The organism is Streptomyces sp. AC550_RSS872 (assembly GCF_019049285.1).
GTDB lineage: Bacteria > Actinomycetota > Actinomycetes > Streptomycetales > Streptomycetaceae > Streptomyces.
Map to the genome: position 1 here is coordinate 59,884 of NZ_JAGMUL010000097.1, position 9,514 is coordinate 69,397.

General features: G+C 72.9%; 3 protein-coding genes. 2 read left to right on the plus strand and 1 reads right to left on the minus strand.

What is annotated here, in order from left to right; all coding sequences use genetic code 11:
• The coding region (locus tag KUM44_RS45985; RefSeq protein ID WP_254390390.1) for an SDR family NAD(P)-dependent oxidoreductase at positions 1-3,391 on the plus strand (3,391 nt) is incomplete at its 5' end.
• A gap of 165 nt (positions 3,392-3,556) precedes the next feature.
• Positions 3,557-4,771: a cytochrome P450 gene (locus KUM44_RS31420; protein ID WP_217213160.1), complete on the plus strand. Its 1,215-nt coding sequence runs from the start codon at positions 3,557-3,559 to the stop codon at positions 4,769-4,771.
• 175 nt (positions 4,772-4,946) lie between these two features.
• On the opposite strand, the gene KUM44_RS45990 is transcribed toward KUM44_RS31420, so the two are convergent.
• Positions 4,947-9,514: type I polyketide synthase (locus KUM44_RS45990; RefSeq protein WP_254390391.1), on the minus strand; the 4,568-nt coding region annotated here is incomplete at its 5' end.

The following is a 9,514-nucleotide window of genomic DNA, read 5'->3' on the forward strand; positions in this document are numbered from 1 at the left end:
CGCGTTGGACGAGCTGCTCGCGGAGTGCGAGAGCGATGGTGTCCGGGCGCGTCGGATCGCCGTGGACTACGCCTCCCACTCCGCCCACGTCGACGCGCTCAACGACGATCTGCTGGCCGAACTCGCCGACATCCGCCCGGTGTCGTCCTCCGTGGCATTCCACTCGACCGTGACCGGTGAGCAGATCGACACCGCCGGGCTGGACGCCGCGTACTGGCTGCGGAACATGCGGGAGACCGTCGCCTTCGAGGCCGCCGTGCGGGCCACGCTGGACGAGGGACATCGGACGCTGCTGGAGGTCAGCCCCCATCCGGTGGTCGTGATGGCCGTTCAGGAGATCATCGAGGGCGCGGGGGTCACGGCCCATGTGTCCGGTTCCGTACGGCGGGACGACGCGGGTACCGGGCGGCTGCTGACGTCGCTGGCCGAGGCGTACGCGGCGGGTGCGCCGGTGGACTGGCCGGTGCTGTTCGCCGGGAGCGGTGCGCGCCGGGTGGATCTGCCGACGTACGCCTTCCAGCGGCAGCGGTACTGGCTGCGGCTGCCCGTCTCCGGGTCCGGCGATGTGACGGCCGCCGGGCTCCGCTCCCCCGGGCACCCGCTGCTCGGGGCCGCCGTGGAGCCCGCGGAGTCCGACGGGCTCGTGCTGACGGGGCGGCTCTCGCTGCGTGACCAGCCCTGGCTGGCCGACCACCGGGTCATGGGGACGGTGCCGCTGCCGGGGACCGCGTTCGTGGAACTGGCGGTGGCGGCTGGCGATGTGGTCGAGTGCCCGCACATCGAGGAACTGACCATGCAGGCCCCGCTCACCCTGCCGCCGACCGGCGGTATGGACCTCCAGCTCACCGTGGGCGCCCCGGACGAGTCCGGGCGGCGCGAGATCGGGTTCTTCGCCCGTACGGAGGACGAGTTCGCGGCGGCCGAGTGGACCCGGCACGCGACGGGCGTCCTGCGCCCCGCTGGTCCGGCGCCCCGGACCGCACCGGCCGCCTGGCCGCCGCGCGACGCGCAACGGATCCAACTGGGCGATCTGTACGAGGACTTGGCGGACGGGCAGTTCGCCTACGGGCCCGCCTTCCATGGTCTGCGGGCGGCCTGGTCGCAGGGCCGGGAGGTGTTCGCGGAGGTCCGGCTCCCCCAGGAACTGCACGAGGCGGCGGGCGAGTACCTGCTGCATCCGGCGCTGCTGGACGCGGCCCTGCACGCGGTGGGTCTGGGCGAGCTGCTGGACGCCGGGGCGGGGCCGTTGCGCCCGTTCGCCTGGAACGACGTGGCCCTGCACGCCACCGGCGCCACCACCCTGCGGGTCACCCTGTCCCCGGCGGGTGAGAACGCGGTGTCCCTGCACGCCGTGGACGGCACCGGCGCCCCGGTCGTCAGCGTCGGTTCGCTGCTGCTGCGGCCGGTCGACCTGACCGGGCCGGAGAGCGGGCCGTCCGCCGCGCACTCCTCGCTGCTGGCCATGGCGTGGACGCCGGTGCCGCTGCCCGCCGTCGAGGCGGCGCCGTGGGCGGTGGTGGGCGAGGTGCCGCCCTGGGCGGACGCCGACAGTGGTGCGGTACACCACCCGGATCTCGCGGCGCTCTCCGCGGCGGTCGCGGCGGGCGGGCCGGTTCCGTCCTTCGTCGTCCTCGCCCTGCCCGCCGACGATCCGGCCGGTGCGGGACTGCCGGCCGTCACCCGGGAACGGGCCGGGCTGGTGCTGGAGGCCGCGCGTGCCTGGGTCTCCGAGGATCTCGACGAGCGGCTCGCGCCGGTGCCGCTGGTGGTGGCCACGACGGACGCCGTGGGCACCTCGGAGCGGGACCGGGTGAGCGGCCTGGGCTCCGCGCCGCTGTGGGGGCTGATGCGTTCGGTCCAGTCGGAGAACCCCGGCCGGTTCGTGCTGCTGGACACCGACGGGACCGCGGCGTCCGGGCGGGCGGTGCCGGCGGCGATAGCGTCCGGGGAAGCCGAGCTCGCCCTGCGGGACGGGGTCGCGCTGGTCCCCCGCCTGAGCAGGATGCCGGCCGCGGCCGACGTTCCGGACGCCGTGCCCGGCGCGGCCCTCGACGCACTCGACCCGGCCGGCACGGTGCTGGTGACCGGGGCGACCGGCGGCCTCGGTGCCCTGGTCGCCACCCGGCTCGCGGAGCGGCACGGCGTACGTCATCTCCTGCTGCTCAGCCGGCGGGGCCCGGACGCCGAGGGCGCCGGTGAACTCCTGGACCAGCTCCGGGAGTCGGGCGCCACGGCGACGCTGGTGGCGTGCGACGCGGCGGACCGTGCCGCGCTGGCCGCCGTGCTCGACGCGATCCCCGCCGGGCATCCGCTGACCGCGGTCGTGCACTGCGCGGGCACCGCCGAGAACGCGCTGCTGGCCTCGCTGGGGCCGGAACTGGTCGACCGGGTGTTCCGTGCCAAGGTGGACGCCGCGGTGCATCTGGACGAGCTGACCGCGGACCTGGAGCTGTCCGCCTTCGTGCTGTTCTCCTCCATCGCGGGCACCCTCGGCGGCACCGGTCAGGGCAACTACGCGGCCGCCAACACCTTCCTGGACGCCCTCGCCCTGCACCGCCGCCGGAACGGGCGCGCGGCCACCTCGCTCGGCTGGGGGCTGTGGGCGACCGAACGGGGCATGGGGGGCGGCCTGTCCGAGGCCGCGTCGGCGGGCACCTCGATGCGCGGGGTGTCGGCGCTGCCCACGGACGAGGGCCTCGCCCTGTTCGACCTGGGCTGGCGCTGCGCCGAGCCCGTCGTCTTCCCCGCCCGGCTGAACGGCGCCGCCCTGCGGGCGCAGGCCGCGGCCGGTTCCCTGCCGCCGGTGCTGCACGGTCTGTTCCGGGTCCCGGCCAGGCGGTCGGCACAGACCGAGGGCCAGGACTCGGGCACCGAACTGCGGCGCCGGCTCGCGGACATGATGCCCGTGGAACGCCAGGAGGCCCTGCTGGCACTCGTGCGCGACCGGATCGCCGCCGTCCTGGGGCACGCCTCCGCCGACCAGGTCGAGAACGACCGCCCCTTCCGTGACCTGGGCTTCACCTCGCTGACCGCCGTGGAACTGCGCAACCGGCTGGGCGCGGCGACAGGTCTGCGGCTGCCCGTCAGCCTGGTCTTCGACTATCCGACGCTCGGGGAACTGGTGGCCCTGCTGCTCACCAAGCTGTGCCCCGACGGGGCCGAGGGCGGCGCCGTGACGGCCCAGGACGCGGAGGAGGCGGCCGTACGCCGTGCCCTGCTGTCCGTTCCGCTGCACCGGCTGCGCGAACACGGCCTCCTCGACACGCTGCTGGCGCTGACGGGGAGCGAGGAGTCGAAGCCGGCGGCGGCCGAGGCCGACCGCAGCGAGGAGATCAAGTCCATGGACGTGGCGGCGTTGCTCGCGATGGCCAGGAACACGAGTACGCCATGACCGGGTAGTTGGCGCGAATGCGTCACGAGTGGGGCGACATAGGGGGCGGGTGTAGGGGCCGACCCTGCATAGCCTGCGAGGAGGGCCGGTCCGGCCCTCCTCGTCGTTGCTCCGCGCCTGAGAACCTGACGAATCCGACGAATCTGACGAATCTGGAGAACAATCATGGCCGAAGCGCCTTCCGAACCCATACCGTTCCCGTTTCCCGACCCGCCGTCGGTCGTCGAGATTCCCCCGGAGCTGGCCGAGATCCGGGACGGCGAGTCCGTGGTGGAGGTGAAGTTCCCGGACGGCATCTCCGGCTGGATGGTGACCAAGCACGCCGATGTCCGCAAGGTGCTCGTGGACTCCCGGTTCAGCAGCAAGGTCATGGCCAGCGCGGCGGCCGCCATGTCGGAGACCGAGACCGGCAAGCTGATGAACGAGTCGCTCGTGGGCATGGACGCGCCGGAGCACACCCGCCTGCGCAAGCTGGTCACCAAGGCCTTCACCGCGCGCAACGTGGAACAGCTGCGTCCGCGCATCGCCGAGATGGTCGCCGAGCTGCTCGACGAGATGGAGGCGCTGCCCCGCCCGGTCGACCTGGTGACGGCGTTCTCCGTCCCGCTGCCGGTCCGGGTGATCTGTGAGCTGCTCGGTGTGCCGGCGGGCGACCAGGACACCTTCCACGCCTGGTCCAACGCGCTGCTCGGCGACTGGAGCCAGGTCGTGGAGAAGGAGATGGCGACCGTCTCCCTGGTGCAGTACTTCGGTGAACTCATCGCCCGCAAGCGGGAGAACCCCGGCGACGACCTGATCACCGCGCTGATCAAGGTGAGCGAGGAGGACCCCACGCTCACCGACCGCGAGATCACCGCGCTGAGCATCGGCATCCTCAGCGCCGGTCACGAGACCACCGCCAACCAGCTCAGCATGTTCCTGGTGCACCTGCTCAACGACCAGGAGCAGCTGAAGGAGCTGCGCGCGAACCCCGACTCGCTGCCGCGGGCCATCGACGAGCTGCTGCGCTTCGTGCCGCTCACCACGACCGGCGGCATCATTCCCCGGCTCACCACCGCCGAGGTGGAGCTGAGCGGCGGCAAGGTGCTGCCCGCCGGTGCCGTGGTGCTGCCCGCCGTCGCCGCCGCCAACCGTGACCCCGAGGTGTTCGAGGACGGGGACCGGCTGGACCTGAAGCGCGAGCAGAACCCTCACCTGTCCTTCGGCGCGGGCATCCACTACTGCCTGGGCGCCCAGCTCGCCCGTATCGAGCTCCAGGAGGCGTTCCGCGCGATCCTGGAACGGATGCCGGAGGTGCGGCTGGCGGTGCCGGAGTCGGAGCTGCGGCTCAAGAGCGGCTCGATCATCCGCGGACTGGAGAGTCTGCCCGTCACCTGGTGAGACATCACCCGGCCGGACAGTGGGCCCAGCAGGTCGACGACCTGCTGGGCCCACTGTCGTTCATCGTCCGTCATCGCTTCCTTTCTCCTTTCTCCCTTCTCCCTCTCCCGGCAAACCGACGGGCCGTGCACCCCATGTCCTGGGATGCACGGCCCCGTCGGTATACGGCGCGTTCCTACGCGTCACGCTCCAGCAGCCACTCGTGCACGGCGGCCGCCGTCACGTCTCCGTTGCCTTCCAGCATGGTGTAGTGGTTGCCCGGCACGTCGATCGCGTCGTGGGGCAGCGGCCAGGCGGCCTGCCACTGCTCGGCCGGCGGCTGCTCCTCCCCCGGCTCGATGCCATAGCACTCCGAGGCCCGCACCAGCAGGGTCGGGGTCGAGATCTCCTTGGGCTGCCAGTGCTCGAACATGCCGAAGTACGCGGCCATCGCGGTGAGCCGGGTCCCGGTCATCTGACCGAAGTCCTTCTCCAGCTCAAGGGCCTTCGACTCCATCACCGGCACGATGTAGGAGGTGGCGTCGTAGCCGGCCAGGTAGCTGTCGATCAGCACCAGGCCCTGCGGGGCCCGGCCCCGGCCCTCCAGCCTGAAGGCGACCTCGTGGGCGATCCGGCCTCCTGAGGAGCGCCCGGCCAGCACGAACGGCTCACCGCCGGCCAGTTCCTCGATGAGTCGTACGGCGTACTCCGCGGCCGCGTCGACATCGGCGGCGACCGGCTGGCCGGTGACGAACCCGGGGAGCATCAGGGACCACACGTCGCGTATCCCGCGCAACGGCACGGCCATGCTGACCAGTTCCTGGTTGCTCGCCCACACCGACTGCGACGGGAACCCGATGATCTTCGGGTGCGGTGCTCCCTCACCGAGCCTGACGAGGGTCGGTCCGCTGCGGATCTCGTCCGGCGCGGAGAAGCTCGTCCTCAGGTCGACCGAGTTCCGCAGCACGCTGTGGCCGAGGTCGAGCCGGCCCAGCTCGATCGAGCGCCGGTAGAGTGCCTCCACTCCGTTGATCACCGCGATGTCCCCGGTGGCGTCGGTGCCGCCTGTGTCACCGGCCTCCTCGGCCCGTGGTGCGGCCGGTGCGACGGCCACCTTGCCGGCCGCACTGCCCAGCTGGTCGTTGAGCTCGGCCGCGAGCTCGACCGGCGTGGGATGGTCGAAGACGACCGTGGACGCCAGCCGCAGTCCGGTGCGCTCACTGAGCCGGTTGCGCAACTCGACCGAGGTGAGCGAGTCGAAGCCCAACTCGACGAAGCCGCTGCCGTCCTCGACGGCTTCGGCACCGCTGTGACCGAGCACCTGGGCGACCTCACCGCGGATCAGCTCGGTCAGCACGGTCAGCCGCTCGTCCTCGGCCGCTCCGGCCAGCCGCTCGTGCAGTTGCGAAGCCGCCCTCGCGTCCGAGCGGGCGGCCCGCCGCTGCGGGGCACGGACGAGACCGCGCAGCAGCGGGGGTACCTGCTGCTCCGTGGCGGCGCGTGCGGCCGTGGTGTTCAGCCGCATCGGGACGAGCAGGGCCTCGGCGCCGGCCGCGAGGGCCCCGTCGAAGGCGTCCATGCCGGTCTCCGCGGTGAAGGGAGTGAGCCCGCCGCGGGTCATCCGGGCGCGTTCGGCCCGGCCGAGGTCCGCGCCCATACCGCCGGGCTGCTCCCACCAGCCCCAGGCCAGCGCGGTACCGGCCTGCCCCGCCGCGCGCCGGTACGCGGCGAGGGCGTCCAGGAAGGCGTTGGCCGCGGCGTAGTTGCCCTGTCCCTGGCTGCCCAGCAGCCCGGCGGCCGAGGAGAAGAGCACGAACTCCCGCACCGGCGCCTGCGCGGTGAGCTCGTGCAGATGCCAGGCGGCGTCGGCCTTGGCCCGCAGAACCGCCTCGAACCGGTCCGGGGTGAGCGACTCGACCGTGCCGTCCGCCAGCACGCCCGCGGTGTGCACGACGCCGGTCAGCGGCTGCTCGGCCGGAATGCCGCCCAGCAGCGCGGCGAGCGCGTCGCGGTCCGAGACGTCGCAGGCCACGATGCGGGCGTCGGCGCCGAGTTCGGTGAGCTCGGCCAGCAGCCCGGCCGCTCCGGGGGCATCCTCGCCCCGGCGGCCGGCCAGCACCAGGTGCCGGACGCCGTGCGCGGTCACCAGATGACGGGCGACCACCGCGCCGAGCGCTCCGGTACCGCCGGTGACCAGCACGGTGCCGTCGGGACCGAAGCCCGGGGTGGCCTCCGGTGCGCGGGTGTGCCGGGCCAGCCGTGGTGCGCTCGCGGTGCCCGCGCGCAGGGCGAGTTGTGGTTCACCGGTGCCGAGGGCCGCGGGCAGCGCCCGGTATGACGCGGGGTCTTCGTCGAGGTCGACGAGGACGATCCGGCCCGGGTGCTCCGACTGCGCCGACCGCACCAGGCCCCAGACGGCCGAGGCCGCCAGGTCCTCGATCCGGTCCGGGTCGGTGGCCGCGACCGCGCCCCGGGTCAGCAGCACCAGCTGGGAACCCGTGAGACGGGCGTCGGCGAGCCAGTGCTGGAGCACTTCCAGGACGCGCAGGACGACGTCGTGCGTGGCCGTGACGATGCCGCCCTGATCGCCGCCGAAGCAGGACATCGCCACTACCGACGGGGCCGGCTTGCCCGCCTCCATGGTGTCGATCAGGGACTGCGGGTCGAGGTACGGCGTACCGGTGAGTCCGGCCTCGACGAGGCGCGGGCGGATCTCCAGCGGGTCGAAGCCGAGCATCGCCCACTCCCCGGAGACGGCCTCGGATCCGAGGGACACGGGCGTCCACCGCACATCGAACAGCGCGTCCTGCCGCGGTGCGGAGGCGGTGAACTGCTCCAGTGCCGGGTCGCGCATCGCCAGCGCCTCGACCGTGGCGATCGGCAGCCCGGAGTCGTCGGTCACCGCGACGGACACCTCGTTGCGGCCCGTCGGCGCCAGGTGGACGCGGGCGACCGTGGCGTGGGTCGCGTGCAGCCGGACTCCGCTCCAGGAGAAGGGCATGCCGCCCTTGACCGGCTCCCGGTCCGCCGTACCGCCGAGGACGCTCAGCGCGAGGGGTTGCAGGGCCGCGTCCAGCAATGCCGGGTGCACCCCGAACCCGTTGTCCGCGTCGCCCGCCTCGTCCGGGAGCCGGACCTCGGCGAAGAGCTCACCGTCCTTGGTCCACAGTGCCCGCAGGCCCTGGAAGACCGGACCGTAGGTGAATCCGGCCTCGGCCATGTCCGGGTAGAAGTCGTCGACGGCGATCTCCGTGGCGCCGTCGGGCGGCCACACGGTCACGGGCTCGGGAACGGTGTCCGCTCCCGCGCGCTCGGCCAGTACACCGGTGGCGTGCCGCAGCCAGGGCTCGTCGGCGCCCGCGTCGTCGGACCGCGAGTAGAGAGTGAGGCTGCGCCGGCCGGTGTCGTCGAGCCCGCCGACCAGGACCTGGACGGCGCGACCGCCTTGCTCGCCCAGCACCAGAGGTGCCTCCAGGGTGAGTTCCTCGATCAGCTCGCAGCCCGCCTCGCCGCCGGCGCGCAGCGCCAGCTCCACGAACGCCGTCCCCGGCAGCAGCGCGGTTCCCAGCAGCGCGTGATGGGCGATCCAGGGCTGCGTCGCCAGCGAGAGCCTGCCGGTGAACAGGAACCCGTCCGAGTCGGGCAGCGTCACACCCGCGCCGAGCAGCGGGTGCCCGGTGGCCGTGAGCCCGAGGTTCGCGGGATCGCCGCCACCGCTCGCCAGCGAGTCGAGCCAGTAACGCTTGTGCTGGAAGGCGTACGTCGGCAACTCGACCCGGCGTGCGCCGGTACCGGCGAACAGCGCGGACCAGTCGACCGAGGCGCCGACCGCGTAGATCCGGCCGAGGGCACGGGTGACGCAGTCCGTCTCGGGGCGTTCGGGGTGCAGGGCGGGGACGCAGACGGCACGGGTGCCGGTGTGGTCGAGGGTCTCCTCGGCCATCGCGGTCAACGGGCCGCCGGGGCCCAGTTCCAGGAACTTGTCCACGCCCCGGGCGAGCACGGTCGTGACACCGTCGGCGAAGCGAACCGCCTCACGGACATGCCGCACCCAGTACTCGGCGGTCGCCAGCTCCTCACCCGCGATCCGGCCCGTCAGGTTGGACACCACAGGGATCCGGGGGGTACGGAACTCCACCGAGGCCAGCACCTCGGCGAACTCCGCCAGCATCGGCTCCATCCGCGCCGAGTGGAACGCGTGACTGACCGTCAGCCGCTTGGTCCGCCTGCCCTCCTTCGCGAATACGGCGGCAAGGCGGACGACCGGCTCCTCATCACCGGAGAGCACCAGCGACCGCGGACCGTTCACCGCCGCCACCGACACACCGTCCGGCAGCTCCGGCAGCTCGTCCTCGGCGATCTGTACGGCGACCATCGCCCCGCCGGACGGCAGCACCTGCATCAGCCGGCCACGCGCCGCCACGATCCGGCACGCGTCCTGAAGCGACCACACCCCGGCCGCATACGCAGCCGCCAGCTCACCGATCGAATGCCCGAGCAGCACATCCGCCCGCACACCCCACGAACCCACCAGCTCGAACAGCGCCACCTCCAGCGCGAACAGGCCCGCCTGCGTGAACACCGTCCGGTCCAAAGCCTCGCCGTCGGAGAAGACCACCTCCTTCACCGGGCGCTCCAGCAGCACATCCAGCTGCGCGCACACCTCGTCGAAGGCAGCGGCGAACACCGGGTAGGTCTCGTACAACTCCCGCCCCATGCCGAGGCGTTGAGAACCCTGGCCGGAGAACAGGAACGCCGTCCCGC